Source organism: Oricola sp. (genome assembly GCF_022763245.1).
GTDB lineage: Bacteria > Pseudomonadota > Alphaproteobacteria > Rhizobiales > Rhizobiaceae > Oricola.
Map to the genome: position 1 here is coordinate 461,498 of NZ_JALEGV010000012.1, position 21,820 is coordinate 483,317.

The following is a 21,820-nucleotide window of genomic DNA, read 5'->3' on the forward strand; positions in this document are numbered from 1 at the left end:
AAGTCCATCGCATGAGAGTGGAGACCCGGACATGACCGACATCCCGGAAGAAAAGCGCACCGAACTGGAAGCCGCCGCGTTCCGGCGCCTGGTCGCGCATCTGCGCGAGCGCACCGACGTGCAGAACATCGACCTGATGAACCTCGCCGGCTTTTGCCGGAACTGCCTGTCCAACTGGTATCGCGACGCCGCCGGGGCCGACGGCCTGGACCTGACGAAGGACGAAGCGCGCGAGATCGTCTACGGCATGCCCTATGACGACTGGAAGGCGCAATATCAGACCGAGGCGTCGCCGGACAAACAGGCCCGCTTCGCCGAAGTCGCGCCCCGCCACGATTGAGCCTGCACGCCTGATCGGGCTTTGACGATCGTGCATGGCCGGCGCCCCGTCAGGCGGGCGGCCACTTGAAGTCGTTTGCCCGGCCCGGCTTGCCGGGCGGCGGAACGCCGTCTTCCACCAGCTTCTTGCGCGCCGATTTCGCCTTCAGCGGGCTTTCCGGGTTCTGCTGGTTGACCGCGCGGATGTCGCCGAGAAGCGCGGTGCCGCCGTCCAGTTCCGGTGCGCCGACGGGTATCGGGTCGATGCGCTCGACATCCTCTTCCAGCAGCAAGGGCGGCAGGTGCATCGGCGAATAGCTCTCCGGCGCCAGCACCGTCAGCAGCGACGACGCTGCGTCACCGAACATCTGCTTGATCTGGCGCTCGACGTAGAAGGCGAGCTTGCGCTTGCCCGCGGTGGTGAAATTGATGCCGTCGGAATTGCGCAGGCTGACCGTCTGTCCGTTGATGTCGGAGCCGCGCGTGATGAAATTGCCGTCCTGGTCCACGAAACCGTCCCAGATGTCGACGAAGGTTCCGCCGGCGCTCTCGACCGCGGCGCGGTAGAATTCGTTGAAAGCGAGAATGTCGGCCGACATGCTCTTGAAGCGATAGGGCGCCCCGCCGACCCAGATCAGCGGAGTGTTGGTCTTGCGCACGCTCTGGGCCAGGCGCTCGATACGCGCCTTGTATTCGCGCACCCAGGCTTCGCTGCGCACCTGTTCGGTCTTTCCGTCCACCCGCATCGGCTGGCGGTCGTTGGAACCGATCATGACGACGACGAGCGCCGGATCGACCTCATCGATGATCGGCCCGACAGACGCGTTCCAGTCATAGTAGTCGTCGCGGACGAGACCCGACGACCCCTTGCTGCGCGCCTCGATCACGATCGCAGGCGCCTTCTCGAAGGCCGTTTCCAGCCCGCTGGCAAGGCCACCGGCGGTGAAATCGCCGACCACGAGGATGACGAGGGCGTTTTCCACCTTCTCCGGCGTGGGCTCGGACGCGGTGGAGTTTGATTGCGACTGCGATTGCGGCGCGACGCGCGCGCGCTTCACGTCACGGCGCGGCGCCTGCTGAACCTTCTCCTTCGCCTTGTTGCGACGGAACAGGAGGTCGATCAGGTTGCGCTTGGGCTTCTCCCTGGCCGATTGCGCCTGCGCCACGGAAACGCCGATCCCCGGCGCAACGCCGGGACCGGGCTTCACGGACAGGAACACGCCCGCAAGGGCCAGAACGATCAGCGGACGAAAGAACACCGCACGCATAGACAACATCCGCGGTTGACGACGCGGCCCGAGCCGCGCCGCGGTCAACGATCACGCAACAGGTTTAGCAATTCCTTGGAGGCATAGCCATCCTGCTGCAGTCCCGATTCGGCCTGATAGGAGAGTATGGCGCTTCGCGATTCCGGTCCGATCTTGCCGTCGATCGACCCGCCATAGTGCCCCTCGGTCTTCAGGCGCTTCTGCAATTCCTCGCTTTCGGCGATGCTGAGCCGGGTGAACGGCCGGGTCCAATCCTTCCTCGGCGCCGGGAAACCGGCGATCTGGTCGGCGAGCAGCCCGACGGCAAGCGCATATTTGTCGGCATTGTTGTAGCGCTTGATGACGAAGAAGTTCTTCACCATCAGGAAGGCCGGTCCGTCCCGCCCTTGCAGCACCTTCAACTCCGCGGATTGCCCGCCGCGGGGGAAATCCTTGCCGTTGGCGCGCCGCACGCCGATGCTTTCCCATTTCGACAAAGACATCGATCCGCCCGGGAACTTGCGGCCTTCCGGCAGGACGACCTCGTAACCCCAGGTCTGGCCCTTCTCCCAGCCATTGCGCCGCAGCAGGTTCGCCGCGGTCCACAACGCGTCCGGCACGGAATTCCAGATGTCGCGACGCCCGTCGCCGTCACCGTCGAGGGCGTAAGCGATGTAGCTCGTCGGAATGAACTGGGTATGCCCCATGGCGCCGGCCCACGAGCCCATCAGGTCCTTGCGGGACACGTCGCCGCGCTGCAGGATCTTCAAGGCGCCGATCAACTGGCCGCGCGCATATTTGGCGCGGCGGCGGTCGGCATAGGCCAGCGTGGCGAGCGCCTGCGGAACGTAATGCAGCCGGTCGCTGCGCTTCAGGAACTCGCCATAGTCGGACTCCATCGACCAGATGGCGAGGACCACGTGGCGGTTGACGCCGGTCTGGCGCTCGATCGAGTCGAGCAGGCGGCGGTACTTGCGCGCCATCTCCCGGCCGGTCGCCACCGAGCGTTCGTTCACCCGCCCGTCGATATATTGCCAGGCTTCGTCCCTGAATTCGGGCTGAAACCGCGCCTTCTCAAGCACGGTGGGGTCGGGCGCGGTGATCCCCGCGAAGGCCCGGTCGTAGACCGACGCGGAAACGCCGTTGGAAATTGCGATCTTCCGGAAATCTCCGATCCACCGCTGAAAGGCGGCGTCGGCGGATGCGTGGGATACGGCCAGTGACGCGAAAAGCGCCGTCGCCGCGATCACGGTTCCCGCATGTCGCAGACTGGATGCAAAGGGCATGGCTCTCACTCCTTTGTTGGCCCCGTGTCGATTCGCCCTGTTCCGCAATCGAACCGTCGATGTTTTGCTCGACAGAATCCAACGATTCCGTGGCATAATTTCGACGGCCCTATCGCTGCAGCCTCAAGCCGACGCGGGCGGTCGTCGTGGTCGAGCGTTGCAGCGGATCGCCGCTGAAGACGCGTTCATGGCCGAACTGCGTCACAAGGCCGGCAAACCGATTGAACCAGTGGGTGAAGGTCGCCTCGGCGCTCACCGTGGTTTCGTCCGCGCCGCTTTCGGCATCGCGGTATTCCACGCCCAGCGAGGCTTCCGCCGTCAGATAGGAGCGTGCGCGGTGAACGACGCCGAGATCGGCGGCATAGACGAGCGCGCCGCCCTCCCCCGACTTGCCGCTGGTTTCCGTGGTCGTGGACAAACCGAGGCTGACGTCGGTTTCGCGCCGCGGCGACCAGTTGACCGTGGCGGCGACAGAGATGCCGCCGATGTCGTCGAGCGCGGCATCGGCGACGTCTTCAAGCACGTAGCCGGCCGCGATCTCGCCATTCAGCTTCTCGCCGAGATCGACCTGCGTTCCCAGTTGCAGCGCGTATCGCATCGCGTCGCGATCGTAGCCGCCGCTGTCCGGCGTGTGGACCATGCGCCGCGTCCCGTAGCTGCCCTGGACGAAGGGCGCGAACACAGGCGACGCGTGAAAGCCCACGCGAAGCCGGCCGTCGATGACGGTGTTGTCCAGGTCGGACTGCGAGATTACCGCCCCGTCGCTGAGTTCCGCGTCGCCGTACATTTCATGCGTCGCCGCGATTTCGACTTCCCCGAACAGCCCGCCGGTGTCGCGGGCGAGAACCAGCGATCCGCCGACCGTCTGCGTCGCGGGCTTGTTGACCCCGCTGACCGCAGGCACCAGCGACGGGTCGGTGGCGGCGACGAACGCAGCCGATTGCGGATCGTCCAGCGCGTAGGCATAGCTCAGCGTCCCCGTCAGCGTGGCGTCCGCGCCGATATCGAGACGTCCGGTCGCCTCGGCCGACAGCGCCGGCTCCATGGTGCCATTCTCCAAGTCGCGCTGCAGGTTGCCGTCCACGGACATACCCATCGCATGCCGCGCCCAATCGGATTCCAGTTCCAGTGCAAGCGCCCCGTCGAGCGGCAGCGAACGGGTCGTCGATTCCGTGACGACCGGCGGAGCGCCGCTTTCCGTGTTGGCCGTTTCGGCCTTGGCGGAGAAGCCGACATCCAGCGTCGAGCGCAGCACGAAACTGCCCAGCTGCACCCCTGGGGCCGAGAACGGATCGTCCTCGCGCGTCGCACCGCCGCCTTGCACCGGCCCGATGGCGCCGGTGGGCATCAGCCTGGATCGCGCCGCGTCGTCCTGGGCCATTTCGGGATCGCCGGGCACCGAGGCCGCGGCCTCGTCCTCCATCGTCCAGATGTCGGAGCCGGCGTCGCTCGCCGACGGATCATCCGTTCCAAGACGCAGATCGCCGAGGTTCTGGCCGGCCGCGGGCGCGCAAAGGCCAAAGGCCAGCAACGCGCCGCCAAACAGGGGCACGAGCCGCACCGGGTGTCGCATCCGGTTCCATCGCCTTGAATTCGGGACCGTTGCCACGGTCAGTCACCTCGTTTTCGTTACCAGATGCTAAATGGCCGTGGTTAACGAATGCTTAGGGGCTGCCGCAAAAACCTTTGAATTCAAGGGCGTTCGACTTGCCTTACACGCTGTCTTTCATGGACAAGTCGCAGAGGTTGGAGTAGCCAAGCGCCATGAGCAGCGAAGCAAAAAAGCTGGAGCCCCTTGCAGAGCCGATCCTGTCGGCCATGAGGGCGATTTCCGTCGAGCAGAAGGGGCTCACCGCCCTGTCCGAATCCCTCGGCAACGGCCTCGGCGCGCCTTTCATGCAGGCGATCGAGACGATCCGCGCGATCCGCGGCCGCGTCATCGTGACCGGCGTCGGAAAGAGCGGCCATATCGGTTCCAAGGCGGCGGCGACGCTGGCATCGACCGGCACCCCGGCCTTTTTCGTCCACCCTGCCGAAGCCAATCACGGCGATCTCGGCATGATCGCCCGCGACGACGCGATTCTCGCCATGTCGTGGTCGGGTGAAACCCAGGAATTGAGCGGCATTTTGCGCTATTCGCGCCGCTTCGAGATCCCGCTCATCGCGATGACGGCCGGCGTCAACTCGACGCTGGCGCGCGAGGCCGACATCGTCCTGGCCCTGCCGAAGACGGAGGAAGCCTGTCCGCACGGGCTCGCGCCCACCACCTCGACGCTCATGCAGCTCGCGCTCGGCGACGCGCTGGCCGTCGCCCTTCTGGAGAGCCGCGGCTTCAGCGCCTCCGATTTCAGGACGTTCCACCCCGGCGGCAAGCTCGGCGCGAGCCTGACCCATGTCGGGGAAATCATGCACAAGGGCGACGCGCTGCCGCTGGTGCCGGCAGGCACGCCCATGCCGCAAGCCGTTCAGGTCCTGTCGGCGAAACGCTTCGGCTGCGTCGGCGTGATCGACGCGGACGGACTTCTGGCGGGCATCTTCACCGATGGCGACCTCGCCCGGAACATCGAGAACAACCTCTCCGGTCTTCTGGTCGACGACATCATGACCCGTACGCCGAAAACGGTGACGGAACAGACCCTGGCGGCGACCGCGATGGACCTGCTCAACCGTCACAATATTTCCGCGCTGATGGTGGTCGAGGGGCGCAAGCCCGTCGGCATCCTGCATTTCCACGATCTCTTGCGGATTGGGGTCGCCTGACAGGGCGAAGCGTCGTCCGCCTCGCCCATGAGACGCGTCAGGCCCTTTCGATTTCCAGCCGGTCGGAATTGCCGCCGCTGACGCGGACCGTCGTTCCCGCCGGAAGATCAGGCCCCTGCACCCGCCACAAAGTGTCGCCGAGGCGCACATGGCCGACGCCGTTGGTGATCGGCTGCTCCAGCGTGGCGGTCCGGCCGATCAGCTGCGCGACGCGGTTGTTCAGCATCGGCTCGTCGCTCGGCTTCTCGCGCCGCGCCAGCCAGGAACGCCCGGCATAGGCCAGGATGACCGAGAGCACCAGAAAGGTCAGGACCTGCGCCTGCCAGCCCCAGGCCTCCGCGCCATTCCCGGCGAAAGCAAGTGAAGCGCCGCCCACGATCAGGGCCGCCGCGCCCATCCACATGAAGAAGACGCCGGGCGCAAGCAGCTCGAGGACGAGCATGACAAGGCCGAGAATGACCCAGCTCCACGCTCCGAGCGCGCCTATCCATTCGATGATCATCTCACGCGTCCTCGTTGCGCTGGTCCGGCATCGAACGCCGCGTTGCGGGCACGGTGCGGCTGCGGGGCGCCTCGCCTGACGGACCGTCGCCGAAGACTTCCTTCGCGATCGCGCCGATGCCGCCGAGCGAGCCGATCAGCGATGCGGCCTCCATCGGCAGCATGACGATCTTCTGGTTCGGCGCCGAGCCGATCGTCTGCAAGGCCTCGGTGTATCTCTGTGCGACGAAGTAGTTGATCGCCTGGGTCGAACCGCCGGCGATCGCCTCTGAGACCGCCCGCGTCGCGTTGGCCTCGGCTTCGGCCAGACGCTCGCGCGCCTCGGCCTCGCGATAGGCCGCCTCTCGTTCACCTTCCGCCTGCAGGATGGCAGACTGTTTCATGCCCTCCGCGCGCAGGATCTGCGACTGGCGCTGGCCTTCCGCCTCGAGGATCTCGGCGCGCTTGTCGCGCTCGGCCTTCATCTGCCGCGCCATCGCATCGACGAGGTCGGTCGGCGGATTGATGTCCTTGATCTCGATACGGGTGATCTTGATGCCCCACGGGCTCGCCGCTTCGTCGACGACGCGCAGCAGACGTTCGTTTATTGCGTCGCGGTTCGACAGCAGCTCGTCCAGATCCATCGACCCCATGACCGAGCGGATGTTGGTCATGGTCAGGTTGAGAATGGCGTTTTCCAGCCCGGCCACCTGATAGGCGGCCTTCGGCGCGTTCAGCACCTGGTAGAAGCAGACGCCGTCGGCCTCCAGCGAGGCGTTGTCGCGGCTGATCACGACCTGCGTCGGCACGTCCAGCACCTGCTCCATCATGTTCATCTTCGCACCGATGCGGTCGAAGAACGGGATGATGATGTTGAGGCCCGGTTCCAGCGTCCGGGTGTACTTTCCGAACCGCTCGACAGTGTAGTTGTAGCCCTGCGATACGGTCTTGATCGCAGCAAACAGGACAATGACAATCAAGGCGGCAAACACCGCGACGGCAATATCGAATCCGAACATCGAGCCCTCCAAAAGCCGCAAGCGGCACCAACCATGTCTGCTATAATATGGGGACGTAAACCAGTGATTACAAAGCACTGGCCCAAATGACGTCTTCAGGCGTCATTGGCATCGATACGGAAATCAGGCCCGCGCCACGCACCCCGGCCAGCGCAAACCGCCTCAGATCCAGCCCTGCAACTCGCGCCGGACCATCGCTTCGATGACGGCCATGCCCTCGTCGCTGTCGTTGAGGCAGGGAATATGGGTGAAATTCTCGCCGCCATGCTCGTGGAAGATCTCAGCGCCCTCGCCGGCGATCTCCTCCAGCGTCTCCAGACAGTCCGACACGAAGCCCGGATTGAAGACCGCCAGCGACTTCACGCCTTCCCCGGCCAGCTTCTCGATCGTCTTGTCCGTGTAGGGCTGCAGCCATTCCTCCGGCCCGAATCGCGACTGGAAGCAGGTGATCAGCCGGCCCGTCTCCCAGCCGAGCCGCTTTTCGAGGAGCCTCGACGTCTTGTGGCAGTGGCAGTGATATGGGTCGCCACGCTTGAAGTAGCTTTGCGGAATGCCGTGATAGGAGGCGATCACCTTCTCCGGTTCGAAGTCCAGCGTCGCGATATGTGCCTCGATCGAGCGCGCCAGCGCCTCGATATAGGCCGGCTCGTCGTGATAGGAGGGCACGGTGCGCGCGGCCGGCATGAAGCGCGTCGCCATCAGCGCCTCGAACACCTTGTCATTGACGGTCGCGGTCGTCGTCGCGGAATATTGCGGATAGAGCGGAAACGCCACGATCCGGTCGCAGCCCTGCTCGCGCAACGCCGTCAGCCGCTCCTCGATGGAGGGGTTTCCGTAGCGCATCGCCCAGTCCGTGATGACGTGCGGATGACCCTTCAGCGCCTCGCCGAGCTTTTCGGCCTGCGAGCGCGTATAGGTCCGCAGATAACTCTCGTCGCGCTCCTTGTTCCAGATCTCCGCATAGGCCTTTCCGACCTTGCCCGGGCGTGTGCGCAGGACGATGCCGAACAGGATCGGGTACCAGACTGCCTTCGGCCATTCGATCACGCGCTTGTCGGTCAGGAACTCCCGCAGATAGCGGCGCATCGAAACGACATCCGTGCCGTCCGGCGTGCCGAGGTTGATCAGCAGCACGCCGACTTTCTGGATGGAGACTGGCGGATGATCCGATGGCAGCGGCCCGATGGCCTTCGAAGCCTCCCGGTCGATCGAGGTCGTGAGATTCATTCTTGTTTCCTTTTCGCCGGAACTTAGCCGCCGCCTGCGCAATTTCAATGCCGCCAAGCGACGCAACCCCGGCGCCCCAAACGAAAAAGGCGCGGGAATGTTTCCCGCGCCTTCATCTGTTTGCTGCCTGCGGATCAATTCGGAATGACGAGTTCCGTGCCGATCGTCAGGCTGCCGGCCGAAGCGCCCGGATTGGCTTCGGCGATCTTCTTCCACATGGTGCCGTCGCCGTAATAGGTCTTGGCGAGATCCCAGTAGTTGTCACCGCGCACGACGGTGTGCGTCTTCGGCGCCATGGCGTCTTCGGAAGCCGTCTCTTCCATGGCCGGCTTTTCTTCCGTCATGGTTTCCTCGGTCGCCGCCTCTTCCATGGCGGGCTTCTCTTCCGTCATGGTCTCCTCGGTCGCCGCTTCTTCCATGGCCGGCTTCTCTTCCGTCATGGTTTCTTCGGTGGCCGCCTCTTCCATGGCAGGCTTTTCTTCCATCGCCTCTTCGGCGGCCGGCTCTTCGGCCATCGCGGCTTCAGCGACGGTGATGCGGCCGTCCGTGTAGGGCTGGTAGGGGCTGTTGGCCGCGACGTAGTCGGCGAGCACCTGTTCCAGGCCCGGACCGTAGTCATAGGCGTTCATGCCGCTGTCCTTGAACACGGTGTAGCCGTCACCGCCGGCGCGCATGAAGTTGTTGGACACAACGCCGTAGGTGGCGACCGGATCGATCGGCGCGAAGGCGCCGCTGGCGTCGGCGACCATGACGTCAGAGACGCGCGAGCCCGGCTCCATGGCCACGTCGAAGGTGAACTTCACACCGGCGACCTGCGGGAAGCGTCCGGCGCCGTCCTCGATCTGGCTGACACCGTTCTCGAGCGCGGCGACCACGTCGGCGCCCGTCAGCTGGAACGTGGCAAGCGTGTTCTGGAACGGAAGCACGGTCAGCACTTCGCCCATCGTCACTTCACCCGCGTCGATGGAAGCACGCAGCCCGCCGCCATTCTGGATGGCGATCTGAACGCCCTGGTCCTTGACGCGATCGAGCATGGCATCGGCCACCAGATTGCCCATCGAGCACTCGACGGCGCGGCAGAACTTGCGGTCGCCTTCGATCGGTTCCGCGGACTCGCCGATCACCTTGGCCTTCAGTTCCTCGATCGGAGCGGCCAGTTCGGCGATCCGGTCGAGCGAGGCCTGGTCCGGCGTGACGGATGCGTCCATGGCGATCGGCTCGCCGGTCGCCTCGGTCACGACGCCTTCGTCGGAGAAGGTGACGGTCAGGTCTCCGAGATATTTCGAGTAGGCGTATGCCTGCACGACGGGGACCTTGTAGCCGGCCGGATTGTCGACCCAGGTCGGATAGGGGCCCTCGGCGTTTTCGGCGGTGTTCGACAGGAAGGTGTTGGAGTGGCCGCCCACGACGACGTCGACGCCTTCGATCTTGGCAATGGCCTCCAGGTCGCGCGGATAGCCGACATGGGTCAGCGCGACGATCTTGTTCACGCCCATCTCCGTCAGTTCCTTGACGGCGGCGGCGATCGTCTCGACATCCTCGGCAATCGTCACGTTCTCGCCCGGCGAGGACAGTTCGGCGGTGTTGTTGACCACGGCGCCGACGACGGCGATCTTCTCGCCACCCTTTTCGACGATCACATAGGGCTCGATCTTGTCGGCGAGTGCCGAAGCGCCGTCAGCGACGACGTTGGCGGACACGACCGGGAACTCGACTTCCGCGAGGAAGGTGGCGAGACCGTCTTCCCCGTCGTCGAATTCGTGGTTGCCGATGGTCATCACGTCGGTGCCCATCTTGTTCAGGAACTCGGCTTCCGCCGCGCCCTTGTAGGTCGTGTAGAACAGCGATCCCTGGAAATTGTCGCCAGCATTCAGGAACAGGAGGTTGCCGTCACCCGCCTTCTCGCGCGCCGCTGCCGCCGCGCTCACCAGGCGTGCGACACCGCCGAAGCACTTGCCTTCGGTTTCGTCTTCGGCCGAGCAGGTCGAATCGTACTTGTTGATCGATTCGATGCGCGAATGCAGGTCGTTGATGTGGATGATCTCCAGCGTGTAGTCCGCGCTGGCAGTGGCGGTTGCGACCGTCAGAGCGGAAACGCTCAAGGCGGCGAGTTTCAGAAATCGCTTCATGCTGTGCTCCCTTGTGGAATCGGCGCGCGGAGGTGACGACGCCGGTCAGCCACCTCTGGCATCGTATTGTTACGATTGAACGAAGGCGGCCATCGCCACATTGTTTCCATTGCAGGCCGCGCTTGGCAAGGGAGGTCTGCGATCACGCATTCGCGATCTCTTCCCTTGCGTTGTTTTCGTGGGGATATCCGGCCGGACGTCAGCCGAAGGTGCCGCCGCGGCGCACGAGCTTGAACTGCGCGCCGTCGGCGCGGGTGCAGTTCATTTCGCTCGGCGTGACCAGCCGGCAATTCGCCTTCACCCGCGTCGCCTTGCCGATCGAGACGTAGTCGAGCGAGATGGTCTGCGAGTCGATGTAGGAATAGGAGCCGCGCGCCAGCGTCGCGCCGTTGGAATTGTCGATCGTCGTCACGAGCCCGTTGCGCAGCTGCGAGGTTGAAATGCCCTGCGTGTCGCCCCAGTCGCCCTCGGCATAGGTCGGACGCGACGTGTAGACGCCGCCCGAGCGAGGCGCATCCATCACGCACCCGGCCAGGGAAGTGACCACGAGCATGGACACAGCGATTTTGGAAAACTTGACGGACTGGCGCAAAGACATGCGAAACCTCGACTGAACCGGTGGAATCAAAGCATACGGCATTTTCCGAAGGCATTGAAGGCGCAAGAACTTTCAACACCTGCGAATGTGGCGACAAAGAGGTTAATCGCCGGCCGCCTGCAAAGTTCCATCATCGATTTCACGCAAAACGGTTTCAGTTGCGGCCAGTCGGCGCTATGTGCTGGCCTGAGAGGAAACGTACAAGACAAGGTGATCGCATGCCCGCCTATCGCTCCCGAACCACCACCCATGGCCGCAACATGGCCGGCGCGCGCGGCCTATGGCGCGCCACCGGCATGAAGGATGGCGATTTCGGCAAGCCGATCATCGCCGTGGTCAACTCCTTCACGCAGTTCGTTCCAGGCCATGTCCACCTGAAGGACATGGGCCAGCTCGTCGCCCGCGAAATCGAGGCCGCCGGCGGCGTCGCCAAGGAATTCAACACCATCGCGGTCGATGACGGCATCGCCATGGGCCACGACGGAATGCTCTATTCGCTGCCGAGCCGCGAGATCATCGCCGACTCGGTGGAGTACATGGTCAACGCCCATTGCGCCGACGCCATGGTTTGTATCTCCAACTGCGACAAGATCACCCCCGGCATGCTCAATGCGGCGATGCGGTTGAACATCCCGGCCGTCTTCGTGTCCGGCGGCCCGATGGAGGCCGGCAAGGTCGTCTTGAAGGGCAAGACGCATGCGCTCGACCTGATCGACGCCATGGTCGCGGCCGCCGACGACAGCATCTCCGACGAGGAGGTGCAGGAAATCGAGCGTTCGGCCTGCCCGACCTGCGGATCCTGCTCCGGCATGTTCACCGCAAACTCGATGAACTGCCTGACCGAGGCGCTCGGCCTGTCCCTGCCTGGCAACGGCTCGACGCTCGCCACCCACGCCGACCGCAAGCGCCTCTTCGTGGAAGCCGGCCACCTGATCGTCGATCTCGCCCGCCGCTACTACGAACAGGACGACGAGGGCGTGCTGCCGCGGTCCATCGCGACCAAGGCCGCCTTCGAGAACGCCATGGCGCTCGACATCGCGATGGGCGGCTCCACCAACACGGTGCTGCACATCCTGGCGGCCGCTTATGAGGGCGACGTCGATTTCACGATGGACGACATCGACCGCCTTTCGCGCAAGGTGCCCTGCCTCTCCAAGGTCGCGCCCGCGAAGAGCGACGTGCACATGGAAGACGTCCACCGCGCCGGCGGTATCATGCGCATCCTCGGCGAGCTCGACCGCGGCGATCTCCTCAATCGCGACTGCCCGACCGTCCATTCCGCGACGCTCGGCGACGGCCTCGATCGCTGGGACATCCGACGCACCAACAGCGAGGACGTGCGCACCTTCTTCCGCGCAGCGCCCGGCGGCGTGCCGACCCAGGTCGCCTTCAGCCAGGAGGCACGCTGGAAGGACCTCGACATCGACAGCGAGAAGGGCGTGATCCGCTCCGTCGAGAACCCCTTCTCCAAGGATGGCGGCCTGGCCGTGTTGAAAGGCAACATCGCGCTGGACGGATGCATCGTGAAGACCGCGGGCGTCGATGAATCGATCCTGAAATTCACAGGCCCCGCCCGCGTCTTCGAAAGCCAGGACGCTGCCGTCAAGGCGATCTTGTCGAACGAGATCGTCGCCGGCGACGTCGTCGTGATCGTCTATGAGGGCCCGAAGGGCGGGCCCGGCATGCAGGAGATGCTCTATCCGACGAGCTATCTGAAGTCGAAGGGCCTCGGAAAGGCCTGCGCGCTGATCACCGATGGCCGCTTCTCCGGCGGCACCTCCGGCCTTTCCATCGGCCACGCGTCTCCGGAAGCCGCCAATGGCGGCGCCATCGGGCTGGTGCGCGAGGGCGATACCATCGAGATCGACATCCCCAACCGGACGATCAATCTCGCGGTGTCCGACGCCGAACTGGAGAAGCGCCGCGCGGAGCAGGACGCCGCCGGCTGGAAGCCCTCCAAGCCGCGCAAGCGCAACGTCACGACGGCCCTGAAGGCCTATGCGGCTTTCGCCGCTTCAGCCGACAAGGGCGCGGTGCGCATCCTGCCGGACTAGCGTCTGCTGAGCGTTGCGGGAATAAGGCCCCGCAGCGAATTGCCGCAATAAAGCTGCGACGCCCCGGCAAGATCGCCGGGCGTCAGCAGCGCCTCGCACGCAGCCCCGCTCGCCAGCAATTCCTGTCGCAAGACCCCCGGCAGCAGCCCGCAGAGGAGCGGCGGCGTAAGCAGGGCATCCCCCGGCGCCATCCGCGCGAAGACATTGGTGATCGTGCCCTCGCACACTGTCCCCTGCTCGTTGAGCAGGATCACTTCGTCGGCATCATCCACGGAGAATTCCGCCCGCGCCGCCGCATAGGTCCCGCGCCGCGTCGTCTTGTGACGCTGAAGCGGATCGTCGGACGCCAGCCGCGTCGACGCGATCGCCACCCGCCAGACCGTTCCCGGCGGATGCGCCGCATGGACCGAGGCGGTGACGGCCAGATCGCCGTCGCGCGCCAGTTCGAGCCGCATGCGCAAAAGGCCTTCGTCGGAAGCCGTTTCCCGCATCCGGGCAAGAGCCGCCGCCCGGTCGAAAACAAAACCGAGCGCCGTCGCGGACGCCTGCATCCGGTCGAGATGCAGGTCGCCACGCACGAACCCCGCCTCGGGGTCGTAGCGCAAGGTTTCGATCAGCCTGAAATCCATTTCTCCCCCGCCGCGAAGCGCGCCTTGAGCAGCGCTTCCTCATATTCGGCCTCGGCCACCGAATCGAAGACTATCCCGCCGCCGACATTGAACACAGCCTCACCGCTATCGAAGAGCGACAGCGTTCGTATGGCGACGCTGAATCGCATCTCGCCGCCCGGCGCGACATAGCCGATCGCTCCGCAATAGGCCTCGCGCGGCGACGTTTCCAGATCGTCGAGGATCTCCATCGCGGCGATCTTTGGCGCACCGGTGATCGAGCCGCAGGGAAACAGCGCCGCGAAGATGTCGTAAATCGTCACATCCGTCCTGAGCTTCGCCCGCACCCGGCTGATCATCTGGTGCAATGTCGGATAGGTCTCGACCTCGAACAGCGCCGGCACGTGAAGCGATCCGACTTCGCTGATGCGCGAGATGTCGTTGCGCAGCAGATCGACGATCATCCGGTTTTCCGCCTGGGACTTGATATCGTCCTTCATCTTGAGGATTTCAGCGGCGTCTTCCGCCGGATCCGGCCGGCGCGGCGCCGTGCCCTTCATCGGATGCGCCTCGATCCAGCCGTCGCGGCCCACCTGGAAGAACAATTCCGGCGACCGCGACACGAGGACAGGGTCGCACAGATCGACGCAAGCCCCGTAGCGCACCGGCTGGCGCGCTGTCAGTCCGTCGAACACGTCGCGGGGATTTCCACGCCATGCGCCCCGGATCGGGAAAGTGAGGTTTCCCTGATAGCAATTGCCGGCCCGCAGGTGATCATGCAGCACGGCGAATTTCCCGGCATAGGTTTCGCCATCCCAATCCGCCCGCAATCCCGACAGAAGCTCTCCATCATTCCCACCGTCCGGCAGGGCCGCATCGACCTCCGGCCCATCGAAGAGGCCGAAACACAAAAGCGGCGTCCGCATCGCTCGCGCACCGCCACGCGACGCCAGCGCCTCGTCGAAGAAAAAGCCCGCCTCGTATGAAACGAAGCCCGCCGACCATAGCCCTTCCCCCCGCGCGCGCTCGATCCGGTCGAACGCCGCCGCCAGTTCCGCGCCGTCGCGAGCGATCACAATCTCGCGCGGCCCGGAGAAGAACACCGATGTCGCTTCGAGATCGTTTCGGAAAAGGACAGAAGGGGCGGCTCGGCGGCCCATGGGCAAGGCATTCTCATCGCGGGAGGGCGAGCGCGAAGCTCATGTATACATGAGCGTTAGACCCGCTGACGGCTCTGTCCGTCAAGCGCAACGGGCGCGCTATCCGCAACTTGCCGCAAATAGGCGGTCAACCGTTCCCGGCCGACTGCGAGCCCCTTGTAGGCGAGTTGCTCCGCATCCAGCGCCGCCAGTTGCCCAAGGAGCCTGCACGCAAGCTCCGGGCCGGCCGGATGGCTCACCAGCACCGAGATCGGATCGAGAAAAATGCGGATCGTGAACAGGATGTCGCCCGAGCGGGGCATCTTGCGCAGGGTCTGCCGCTCGACGCGCAGATGAATGCGGTCCGGCGACATTCCGGCAAGAAACCCGCCGTCCACCTCCCTGCCCTCGTCACGCTCCTTTTTCGAGCGCGGATGATAGAGAGCCGCATTCTCCTGCAGAGACCAGTTCAGTCGCTCGACCGGCAATTCCACCCTCAGCTTGTCGAAGATGCGCGTGATCATCCCGGCTGTCCGCGTGCCCGGCCCGAAATCGGGCACGGTCGCGTGGATGACCTGCATGGGCCGGTCGAACTTCTCTGCCAGCGACCAGGATGACGGGAAGCACAGCGAGGCCGCGACCAACCGCCAGCCATCGTCGCATTTGCGCATCAGCACGAGATCGTCCTGCACAAGCAGCGAAGCCGTCTTGAGCGGTGCCGGATCGTCGGCAGCAAGCGGCACGCTCCGGCCCTCCTCGCCGATCGCCATCCGGTCTTCCGCAAGCCCATACGTGCCGGGAAACCGCTCCGGCAGATGACGGACCAGGTCGTCCAGAACCTCGCGCTGCGCCTCGACCGTGTCCGGCCGGGCCATGAAGACCCGGTCCGGGGCTGTGAGAAACAGCCTGTCCTTTTCCGCGAGATAGGCTTCGAGATCGCCGTCGATCTCGATCCAGTTCGCCATGTCGAACGGCTTCAGCCCGATCGTGAACGGCGTCGCCGATCCGTCATACGGCGTATGGGCGAGCTTCTTCATGGCGTTTGTGCCGGCGTTCCCTGATGAAAGATCATGCGCCAGGACCCGTCTTCTTCGCGGCGCCACAGCGAACTTCTGAGCGAGACCCGGGGATCTCCGTCGCCGCCTTTCCGCGAGGAGCGGTAGGTCGCCAGCACGATCATGTCGCTCACCCTCGCAACCTCGAAATCCTGGATCGAGACATCTGACGACGCGGTTTCTGAAACGAGCGCATCGACCACGTCCGCGAAGTCATACACCCGCCCGGACCGTCCGAATTCCCTGAAGTCCGGCGCGAGCACGGATTTGAGCCACGCGGAAGACCGCCGCGTGTCGGGAGCCGTCAGCGCCGTTTCGAGCGCGAGGATGTGATGCTTGAGGTCCTCCATCGCGACCTCGTCACGCGCCTTCGTCCATCGCCTCCAGCTCGTCGATGATGCCCTCGATGACCGACAGGCCCTTCGACCAGAAGGCGGGATCGGAGGCGTCCAGGCCGAATGGCGCCAGCAATTCGGAATGGTGTTTCGAGCCGCCGGCCCGCAGCATGTCGAAATACTTCGCCTGAAAACCGGTTTCCGCGTCCTGGTAGACGGCGAAGAGCGAGTTCACCAGGCAATCGCCGAAGGCATAGGCATAGACGTAGAAGGGCGAGTGGATGAAATGCGGAATATAGGCCCAGAAGGTCTCGTAGCCGCCGGCAAGCCGGATCGCCGGGCCTAGGCTTTCGCCTTGCACGCTCATCCACAATTCGCCGATCTGCTCCGAGGTCAGTTCGCCGGCCTTGCGTTCGGTGTGGACCTTGCGCTCGAAAGTGTAGAAGGCGACCTGCCGGACGACCGTGTTGATCATGTCCTCGGCCTTCTGCGCCAGCATCGCCTTGCGCTCGCGCCGTTCGGTCGTGCGGTCCAGCATCGAGCGGAAGGTCAGCATCTCACCGAAGACGGACGCCGTCTCGGCCAGCGTCAACGGCGTCTGCGCCATCAAGGCGCCCTGCTCGCCGGCCAGCACCTGGTGAACGCCGTGGCCGAGTTCGTGCGCGAGCGTCATGACGTCGCGCGGCTTGCCCAGATAGTTCAGCAGCACATAGGGATGCGCCGACGGCACGGTCGGATGCGCGAAGGCGCCCGGCGCCTTGCCCGGTCGCGCCGGCGCGTCGATCCAGGCCTTGTCGAAGAACTGCCGTGCGATCGCCTCCATTTCCGGTGAAAACGCGCCATAGGCGGAAAGCACCGTGTCCCGGGCCTCCTCCCAGCCGATCGTCGCCTGCGGCGTGTCGGGCAGCGGCGCGTTGCGGTCCCACGCCTCCAACTGGTCGAGGCCGAGCCACTTCGCCTTCATCGCGTAGTAGCGATGCGAGATCCGAGGATAGGCGTCGCGCACCGCTTCGGTCAGCGCGTCCACCACTTCGCGTTCGACCCGGTTGGCCAGATGCCGGCTGTCGGCGATGTCCTGGAAACCCCGCCAGCGGTCGGAGATCTCCTTGTCCTTGGCGAGCGTGTTGGTGATCAGCGTGAAGGTCGGCAGATGCGCTTTGAAGGTCTCGGCAAGGGCCAGGAAGCCTTTCTCGCGCTTGATGCGGTCATGGTCCTGCAACAGGTTCAGCGTCGGCTCGATCGCCAGTTCCTCGTCATCGACCACGAAGCGCAGTGCCGTCATGGTCTCGTCGAACAGCCGGTTGAAGGCGCCGCGGCCGGTCAGCGACTTTTCGTGGAAAAGCTGCTCGACCCGGTCTTCCAACTGGTAGGGCTTCTCCTTGCGCAGATCCTCCAGCCACGGCCGGTAGACGGCCAGCCTCGCATCCCCGGCGAGAGCGCTTTCCAGTTCCGCATCGCCCAGACGGTTCAGTTCCAGCGCGAAGAACAGCAAATGCGAACTGGTGTCGGTCAGGCGCTGCTGGATGTCCCCGTAGAACTTCGCCTTCGCCGGATTGGCCGTCTCGCCGGCATAGGTGAGGCTCGCATAGGCCATGATCCGGCCCAGCAGCTCTTCCAGTTGCTCATACTGCTCGACGGCCTTGCCCAATTCGCCCTGCGCGGCGGCGATCGCCAGCTTGCCCTTCCATTCCTCGCCGAAGGCACGGGCGTCCTCGTCAGCCTCTTCCAGGTCCCGCTTCAGTTCCGGCGCGTCGATCGCGGCATAGAGATCGGCGAGATTCCATTCCGGCAGGTCACCGAAGGGCGACCCGGGTTCGCTCGCCGACAGGCCGGCGGATCGGACCGGCGTGCCACCGGACAGGAAAATCGAATGGGAAATCATCAGGCTGCCTCGCCGCATCCGCCGGTGTCGCCGGCGATTGTTAAACTTTGAACGGCGGATTTAGCCCGCCCTTCAGCTGTGTGTGCCAACCTGACGCACAGATTGGAATTCCGGTCTCCCCTTGTCCGGAACATACTAGAGGCGCACGGCTGTACAAGCGATGAGAGATCGAATCCTCGTTGTCGACGACGACCCGGTCCAGCGCCGCCTTGTCGAGGCGGCAGTCGAACGACTAGGCTGCGAGGTGCAGACCTGCGACGGCGGCACCGCGGCGCTGAAGGCGCTCGACCAGGCGGCAAGCCCCTTCGACACGGTCCTGCTCGACCTCGTCATGCCCGACATCGACGGCCTGACGGTGATGCGCGCCATGCGCGAACGCGACATCGAGACCCCCGTCATCGTGCTGACCGCCCAGGGCGGCATCGACGTCGTCATCGCCGCGATGCGCGCGGGCGCGTTCGATTTCCTCGTCAAGCCGGTGTCGCCGGAACGGTTGAAGACCGCGCTTGATTCCGCCCTCAAGGTGACCTCGAAGCGCTCCCCCGCAAGCATCGGCACGAAACGTTCCAACGCGCGCACCATGATCACCTCCGCCGAATCGATGGACCGCGTGCGGGACCTGATCCGCAAGGCCGCCGCGAGCGACATTCCGGTGCTCATCGAAGGCGAATCCGGCACCGGCAAGGAACTGATCGCCCACGCGATCCAGGCCGACAGCGCCCGCAAGTCCAAGCCCTTCGTGGTGGTCAATTGCGGCGCGATCCCGGAAAACCTGATCGAGAGCATCCTGTTCGGCCACGAGAAAGGCGCCTTCACCGGCGCGACCGAACGCCATGTCGGCAAGTTCGTGGAGGCCGATGGCGGCACGCTGTTCCTCGACGAGATCGGCGAATTGCCGCTCGAGGCCCAGGTCAAGCTGCTGCGCGCCATCCAGGAGGGCGAAATCGAGCCGGTCGGCTCGCGCGCGGTGAAGAAGGTCGACATCCGCTTCATCTCCGCCACCAATCGCGACCTGATCGCCGCCATCAAGGCAGGCCGGTTCCGCGAAGACCTGTTCTACCGGCTGAACGTCTTCCCGATCCTCGTTCCGCCTTTGCGCCAGCGCGAGACCGACATCCCGCTGCTCGTGCGCCATTTCATGGAAACTTGCCGCCGCGGCGAACCCGGCTTCCGTGCCCGCTCGATCTCGCCGCGCGCGCTGGCCCTGCTGCAGTCCCATGACTGGCCGGGCAACATCCGGCAGCTTCAAAACGCCGTCTTCAGGGCCATGGTCCTGTGCGAAGGCGAGATGCTGGAGGAAGCCGACTTCCCGCAGATCCAGGCGCAGGTCCACGGCATCGATCCGCGCAGGCTGTCCGCGTCGACCGCACCGGGCGAGGAAACGACCAGGCCCACCGTCGATGCGCCCGGCATCGCTTCGACATCCGGCGAGCATGCCGATTTCTTCGGCGAGGCGGACATGCTGCGCATGCTCGACGAGACCGGCAACATGCGCCCGCTGGAAGACATCGAGGCCGAAGCGATCGCCTTTGCGATCGACCACTATGGCGGCCAGATGAGCGAAGTGGCGCGCCGTCTCGGCATCGGCCGGTCCACGCTTTACCGCAAGCTCAAGGAATACAATCTGAGCCAGGCCAGTGTCGCCGCCGAATAACTGTCGACAACTTTCGGCATCCGCCGGTCACGCGGCCTTTTGTCATCGTATTACCGCATTTGCCGACCATCAGGGCCGCCAAGTGGGGGGAAAATCGGAGACTTGGTGCGGATCGGCCTGTTATTCGGTGCACAATCGGGATTTCTCCGTGATCTGCGCTTCGATCATGATAACAAGCGGTTAACCATGTCTCCATTAGCCTCGCGGCATTGCAGTTCTGACGGGTTGGTGCGTATTGAGGTGCCGGACAACAAGTGAAGCAAGAGGGCTTCGCCAAGGGCGAGTGCGCGCATTCCCGCATGCGTTCGCCTTGCTGTGTCTGCTCGCCCCTCTCGCTCTGATTTCCGCCTCGGCCGCCGAGGCCGAAACGCGCACGCTCAAGCTCTACTACATCCACACGAAAGAGCGCGCCGAGATCACCTTCAAGAAGGACGGCAAATACGTCCAGAGCGGCCTCAACAAGCTGAACCGCTTCCTGCGCGACTGGCGGCGCAACGAGCCGACCAAGATGGATCCGCAGCTCTTCGACATCGTCTGGGAAGCCTACCAGATGGCCGGCGCGCGCGACTACATCCACGTCGTCTCCGCCTACCGCTCGCCGGCAACCAACGAGATGCTGCGCCGCACCCGCGGCGGCCAGGCGTCGAAAAGCCAGCACATGTACGGCAAGGCGATGGATTTCTACATCCCCGGCGTCAAGCTGTCGAAGCTGCGCGAGATCGGCTTCAAGCTGCAGGGCGGCGGCGTCGGCTACTATCCGAAATCCGGCTCGCCCTTCGTCCATTTCGACACCGGCAGCGTGCGCGCATGGCCGCGCATGAGCCGCGCCGAGCTCAACAAGGTGTTCCCGAACGGCGGAACGCTGCACCTGCCGCCGGATGGCAAGCCCCTGCCCGGCTACCAGCAGGCGCTCGCCGCCTACAAGTCGCGCAAGGCGAAGGGCCAGGCGACAGCCGTCACCTCCGGCGGCCGCAGCAGCGGTGGCGGCGGCCTGATCGCCGGCCTGTTCGGTGGCGGCATCCGGGACGAGGAGACGGTCCAGGCGCCCGCCGCGGCACCGCGCCCGCCTTCCGTGGTCCGCGCGCAGCCCGAACGGCCGCGCGAAACGCCCGCCACGCTGATGGCAGCACTTGCGCCCCGCGCGACGCCCCTGCCGCAATTCGCACCGCGTTCGGCGCCGATCGAGGCCGTCGAAGCGGTCGAGGCCGACGACGTGCCGCTGCCCTCCAACCGCCCGGAAATCCTGCTCGCGAGCACCAGCCCCGACGCGGGATTGCCGCGCCGTTCCGCCGAGGACATCGAGGCCGCGCTTGACAATGACAGCCCTCAAAGCCCGGCGGAGGACGAGGTCGAAAAGCTGATCGCCTCGGCCCGCGAAACCGACATCGTCAAGCGCGCGATGCAGATCCCGCTGCCGCAGGCCGCGCCGCGCCCCGAACGCATGGCCGGACCGAAGGTCGAGGTCGCCTCCCTGCCGAACCCGGAACCGCGCCCCGCCGAGACGGCGAGCGCTTTCGCACAGATACCGGTGCCCGGAGAACGCGCCGCCACCGAAGCGCGGCCGATGGCGCCCAGCTACGACACTGGCGTCGAAACCACCGAGAGGGCGCCGCGCCCCAATCCCTACACCGCGTCGATCAACCGCCCGGCCTCCGAACTCGTCCCGGCCGACATGATCGATCCGAGCCGCTTCGGCACCTGGACGACGGCACAACTGTCGCTCACGGATTACGGGCAGTTCGTCGAGCGCCCGATCTTCGCCCGCAACGCGCTTCGCGAAGCGCCGACCACCGTCTATACCCAGGGCTTCACCCGGCAGTCCGCCCCCGACCCGAACCGCTTCTCGGGCAAGGCCGTCAACTTCCTGACCGTGGCGAAGTTCGAAGGCGGCAAGGGCGGCGACGGCATGCCGCTGACGCTCAGCATCCCGCCCACGAACTGATGTCCTGACACATCCCGCGGAAGATCGGCCGCCGGCGATAGCCGTGCACGCTTCCTCGCCGACATATCAAAAAATGCGCCTACGCGA

At 65.0% G+C, this 21,820-nt stretch carries 18 protein-coding genes; 5 read left to right on the forward strand and 13 right to left on the reverse strand.

Going from position 1 to position 21,820, the window contains the following annotated elements:
• Positions 1-31 precede the first annotated feature (31 nt).
• Positions 32-340: a DUF1244 domain-containing protein gene (locus MRY80_RS06490; protein ID WP_293289196.1), complete on the forward strand. Its 309-nt coding sequence runs from the start codon at positions 32-34 to the stop codon at positions 338-340.
• A gap of 49 nt (positions 341-389) precedes the next feature.
• On the opposite strand, the gene MRY80_RS06495 is transcribed toward MRY80_RS06490, so the two are convergent.
• From MRY80_RS06495 to MRY80_RS06505, 3 genes are all read right to left on the reverse strand, one after another.
• Positions 390-1,586, reverse strand: a complete 1,197-nt coding sequence (locus MRY80_RS06495; protein ID WP_293289198.1) for a DUF459 domain-containing protein — start codon at positions 1,584-1,586, stop codon at positions 390-392.
• A 44-nt stretch (positions 1,587-1,630) separates the two neighbouring features.
• On the reverse strand, positions 1,631-2,851 hold the full coding sequence (locus MRY80_RS06500; protein WP_293289200.1) for a lytic murein transglycosylase: 1,221 nt from the start codon (positions 2,849-2,851) through the stop codon (positions 1,631-1,633).
• A 109-nt stretch (positions 2,852-2,960) separates the two neighbouring features.
• The gene (locus MRY80_RS06505; protein ID WP_293289202.1) at positions 2,961-4,424 is read right to left on the reverse strand and encodes an outer membrane beta-barrel protein; all 1,464 of its coding nucleotides are present in this window, start codon (positions 4,422-4,424) and stop codon (positions 2,961-2,963) included.
• Positions 4,425-4,615: 191 nt separating this feature from the next.
• Here MRY80_RS06505 and MRY80_RS06510 point away from each other — a divergent pair, with 191 nt between their 5' ends.
• Positions 4,616-5,611 (forward strand): KpsF/GutQ family sugar-phosphate isomerase, encoded by a 996-nt coding sequence (locus MRY80_RS06510; protein WP_293289204.1) that lies wholly within the window; start codon positions 4,616-4,618, stop codon positions 5,609-5,611.
• A 37-nt stretch (positions 5,612-5,648) separates the two neighbouring features.
• Here MRY80_RS06510 and MRY80_RS06515 read toward each other — a convergent pair whose 3' ends face one another.
• The 5 genes from MRY80_RS06515 to MRY80_RS06535 all read right to left on the reverse strand — a co-directional run bounded on the left by MRY80_RS06515 (position 5,649) and on the right by MRY80_RS06535 (position 10,986).
• Positions 5,649-6,113 (reverse strand): NfeD family protein, encoded by a 465-nt coding sequence (locus tag MRY80_RS06515; RefSeq protein ID WP_293289206.1) that lies wholly within the window; start codon positions 6,111-6,113, stop codon positions 5,649-5,651.
• A gap of 1 nt (position 6,114) precedes the next feature.
• Positions 6,115-7,110 carry an SPFH domain-containing protein gene (locus MRY80_RS06520; protein ID WP_293289208.1) on the reverse strand — a complete coding sequence of 332 codons (996 nt, stop codon included), beginning with the start codon at positions 7,108-7,110 and terminating at the stop codon, positions 6,115-6,117.
• 162 nt (positions 7,111-7,272) lie between these two features.
• Positions 7,273-8,337, reverse strand: coding sequence for a ferrochelatase (gene hemH, locus MRY80_RS06525; protein ID WP_293289210.1), 1,065 nt, complete (start codon positions 8,335-8,337; stop codon positions 7,273-7,275).
• Between the two features lie 134 nt (positions 8,338-8,471).
• Positions 8,472-10,466: a 5'-nucleotidase C-terminal domain-containing protein gene (locus tag MRY80_RS06530; protein WP_293289212.1), complete on the reverse strand. Its 1,995-nt coding sequence runs from the start codon at positions 10,464-10,466 to the stop codon at positions 8,472-8,474.
• A 199-nt stretch (positions 10,467-10,665) separates the two neighbouring features.
• Positions 10,666-10,986, reverse strand: coding sequence for a hypothetical protein (locus MRY80_RS06535; RefSeq protein WP_293289214.1), 321 nt, complete (start codon positions 10,984-10,986; stop codon positions 10,666-10,668).
• Between the two features lie 296 nt (positions 10,987-11,282).
• On the opposite strand from MRY80_RS06535, the gene ilvD reads away from it, so the two are divergent.
• Positions 11,283-13,118 (forward strand): dihydroxy-acid dehydratase, encoded by a 1,836-nt coding sequence (ilvD, locus tag MRY80_RS06540; protein WP_293289216.1) that lies wholly within the window; start codon positions 11,283-11,285, stop codon positions 13,116-13,118.
• On the opposite strand, the gene MRY80_RS06545 is transcribed toward ilvD, so the two are convergent.
• Genes MRY80_RS06545 through MRY80_RS06565 form a run of 5 tightly spaced genes read right to left on the reverse strand, consistent with a single transcriptional unit; the run spans position 13,115 to position 18,137 of the window.
• Positions 13,115-13,747 carry an aminotransferase class IV family protein gene (locus MRY80_RS06545; protein ID WP_293289218.1) on the reverse strand — a complete coding sequence of 211 codons (633 nt, stop codon included), beginning with the start codon at positions 13,745-13,747 and terminating at the stop codon, positions 13,115-13,117. The genes ilvD and MRY80_RS06545 overlap by 4 nt on opposite strands.
• A complete protein-coding gene (locus tag MRY80_RS06550; protein WP_293289220.1) occupies positions 13,732-14,886 on the reverse strand; it encodes an aminodeoxychorismate synthase component I in 1,155 nt (384 codons plus the stop codon). Before MRY80_RS06550 ends, MRY80_RS06545 begins: the two co-directional genes overlap by 16 nt.
• 56 nt (positions 14,887-14,942) lie before the next feature.
• Positions 14,943-15,902, reverse strand: a complete 960-nt coding sequence (locus tag MRY80_RS06555; protein ID WP_293289222.1) for a DUF3445 domain-containing protein — start codon at positions 15,900-15,902, stop codon at positions 14,943-14,945.
• Complete coding sequence (locus tag MRY80_RS06560) at positions 15,899-16,270, reverse strand: DUF4440 domain-containing protein (RefSeq protein WP_293289224.1); 372 nt, start codon at positions 16,268-16,270, stop codon at positions 15,899-15,901. The genes MRY80_RS06555 and MRY80_RS06560 overlap by 4 nt, the downstream gene beginning before the upstream one ends.
• A gap of 10 nt (positions 16,271-16,280) precedes the next feature.
• Positions 16,281-18,137: a M3 family oligoendopeptidase gene (locus MRY80_RS06565; protein ID WP_293289226.1), complete on the reverse strand. Its 1,857-nt coding sequence runs from the start codon at positions 18,135-18,137 to the stop codon at positions 16,281-16,283.
• Positions 18,138-18,297: 160 nt separating this feature from the next.
• On the opposite strand from MRY80_RS06565, the gene MRY80_RS06570 reads away from it, so the two are divergent.
• Positions 18,298-19,791 carry a sigma-54 dependent transcriptional regulator gene (locus MRY80_RS06570; RefSeq protein ID WP_293289228.1) on the forward strand — a complete coding sequence of 498 codons (1,494 nt, stop codon included), beginning with the start codon at positions 18,298-18,300 and terminating at the stop codon, positions 19,789-19,791.
• A 283-nt stretch (positions 19,792-20,074) separates the two neighbouring features.
• Positions 20,075-21,733, forward strand: a complete 1,659-nt coding sequence (locus MRY80_RS06575; protein ID WP_293289230.1) for a DUF882 domain-containing protein — start codon at positions 20,075-20,077, stop codon at positions 21,731-21,733.
• The last annotated feature ends 87 nt before the right edge of the window (positions 21,734-21,820 follow it).

Excerpts from the sequence above, each read along its gene's own strand:
- MRY80_RS06515 (WP_293289206.1), bottom strand. The coding sequence starts at position 6,113 with ATGATCATCGAATGGATAGGCGCGCTCGGAGCGTGGAGCTGGGTCATT.
- hemH (WP_293289210.1), bottom strand. The coding sequence starts at position 8,337 with ATGAATCTCACGACCTCGATCGACCGGGAGGCTTCGAAGGCCATCGGG.
- MRY80_RS06555 (WP_293289222.1), bottom strand. The coding sequence starts at position 15,902 with ATGAAGAAGCTCGCCCATACGCCGTATGACGGATCGGCGACGCCGTTC.
- MRY80_RS06505 (WP_293289202.1), bottom strand. The coding sequence starts at position 4,424 with ATGCGACACCCGGTGCGGCTCGTGCCCCTGTTTGGCGGCGCGTTGCTG.
- ilvD (WP_293289216.1), top strand. The coding sequence starts at position 11,283 with ATGCCCGCCTATCGCTCCCGAACCACCACCCATGGCCGCAACATGGCC.
- MRY80_RS06520 (WP_293289208.1), bottom strand. The coding sequence starts at position 7,110 with ATGTTCGGATTCGATATTGCCGTCGCGGTGTTTGCCGCCTTGATTGTC.
- MRY80_RS06560 (WP_293289224.1), bottom strand. The coding sequence starts at position 16,270 with ATGGAGGACCTCAAGCATCACATCCTCGCGCTCGAAACGGCGCTGACG.
- MRY80_RS06570 (WP_293289228.1), top strand. The coding sequence starts at position 18,298 with ATGAGAGATCGAATCCTCGTTGTCGACGACGACCCGGTCCAGCGCCGC.
- MRY80_RS06565 (WP_293289226.1), bottom strand. The coding sequence starts at position 18,137 with ATGATTTCCCATTCGATTTTCCTGTCCGGTGGCACGCCGGTCCGATCC.
- MRY80_RS06500 (WP_293289200.1), bottom strand. The coding sequence starts at position 2,851 with ATGCCCTTTGCATCCAGTCTGCGACATGCGGGAACCGTGATCGCGGCG.
- MRY80_RS06495 (WP_293289198.1), bottom strand. The coding sequence starts at position 1,586 with ATGCGTGCGGTGTTCTTTCGTCCGCTGATCGTTCTGGCCCTTGCGGGC.
- MRY80_RS06490 (WP_293289196.1), top strand. The coding sequence starts at position 32 with ATGACCGACATCCCGGAAGAAAAGCGCACCGAACTGGAAGCCGCCGCG.
- MRY80_RS06535 (WP_293289214.1), bottom strand. The coding sequence starts at position 10,986 with ATGGATGCGCCTCGCTCGGGCGGCGTCTACACGTCGCGTCCGACCTAT.
- MRY80_RS06530 (WP_293289212.1), bottom strand. The coding sequence starts at position 10,466 with ATGAAGCGATTTCTGAAACTCGCCGCCTTGAGCGTTTCCGCTCTGACG.
- MRY80_RS06545 (WP_293289218.1), bottom strand. The coding sequence starts at position 13,747 with ATGGATTTCAGGCTGATCGAAACCTTGCGCTACGACCCCGAGGCGGGG.
- MRY80_RS06550 (WP_293289220.1), bottom strand. The coding sequence starts at position 14,886 with ATGGGCCGCCGAGCCGCCCCTTCTGTCCTTTTCCGAAACGATCTCGAA.
- MRY80_RS06510 (WP_293289204.1), top strand. The coding sequence starts at position 4,616 with ATGAGCAGCGAAGCAAAAAAGCTGGAGCCCCTTGCAGAGCCGATCCTG.